This window comes from Aminobacter sp. P4_D5 (assembly GCF_056401815.1).
In genome coordinates this window covers 1-1,101 of the sequence record NZ_JBFUIP010000411.1, presented here as the reverse complement: position 1 = coordinate 1,101, position 1,101 = coordinate 1, and the positions used below count along the sequence as shown (strand labels likewise).

The 1,101-nt window shown below is 71.2% G+C and carries 2 protein-coding genes; both read left to right on the top strand.

Going from position 1 to position 1,101, the window contains the following annotated elements; all coding sequences use genetic code 11:
* Positions 1-574, top strand: a 574-nt coding sequence (locus AC1DWF_RS32340; protein WP_476842610.1) for a hypothetical protein, incomplete at its 5' end; no start/stop codon positions are given.
* A gap of 45 nt (positions 575-619) precedes the next feature.
* On the top strand, positions 620-1,101 hold a 482-nt coding region (locus AC1DWF_RS32335; RefSeq protein ID WP_476842609.1), incomplete at its 3' end, for a helix-turn-helix domain-containing protein.

The window sequence follows — 1,101 nt, the reverse complement described above, 5'->3', positions numbered from 1 at the left end:
GTTGAGGGCCGTGCTGACGGTTCTACTCGCCCATATCCCGCAATTGGCCGGAGTGCCGGCTCGCCGCCGGCCGGGCAGTGCAAGCCTGATCCTGCTTGCGCGGTCGAGCGAGGCGACGCCGCCGGGCAAGGTGAAGATCAGCGGCGAGACGGGGGCAGTCGAGGTGCACGGCGACGGCCAGCAATTCCTCGTCCATGGCTGGCATCCGCGCGGGAACCCGTGGGCCTGGCGACATGATGAAGGGCCATGGGCGTTCGGCCGAGACGCTCTGCCCTCGGTCGGCGAGCGCGACGTTCTGGCGGGGCTGGAGGCCGTGCGCGCTTCTGGGCTGCTTGGGCAGGCCAAGGTTCATTCGGGGCGCTCCGCCGGCCCTAGAGGGCGCGCTRAGCCCAGCGACGCGGYGCWTMGGCTGCGGGTGCTGCTGGAGGAGGGAGGCTTCGTGGTGAAGCCCGCCGTCCGGCRSCTGGTSGCYGAGGTCGCGGCGCGSSGCAGCGGCCGGCATGACTGCGTGCTGGCGATCTGCGGYCGCCTAGCTGTCGTTGCTAYGGAGGTTGTCCCTCCGGGGCTGAGTTGAGAGGCTGTGGTTGCGAAGCCTTCAACCCTCAGCTCGGAGCCCCGGATGGACGCCCATGAGAATGCCCGAACCACGCCGCACAGTCGAAGGCTGATTGTCGAGCGCCTGTCAGCGGGCCAGTCGGTCAACGCCGTGGCRGCGGCGCTGGGCACCACGCCSMGSACRGTGCGCAAGTGGCGMGACCGCCATGCCGCCGAGGGTGACGCCGGCCTGCGTGACCGCTCCTCGCGACCCCATCACAGCCCGACCCGTCTTTCGGCCGACCAGCACGCCRCCATCGAGGCCCTGCGTCGGCARAGGCTCTGCAGCCCCGCCATCGCCCGCCAGCTCCACCTGCCGGTCTCCACCGTCGGGGCTGCCCTGCGCCGGCTCGGCCTGTCCCGCCTCGCCACCCTCGAACCCAGGCCGCCCGTCATCCGCTACGAGCGCGAGCATCCGGGCGAGCTCATCCACATCGACATCAAGAAGCTGGGGCGCATCGAGGGCGTCGGCCATCGCATCACCGGCGACCGCACCCGCCAGAGCAA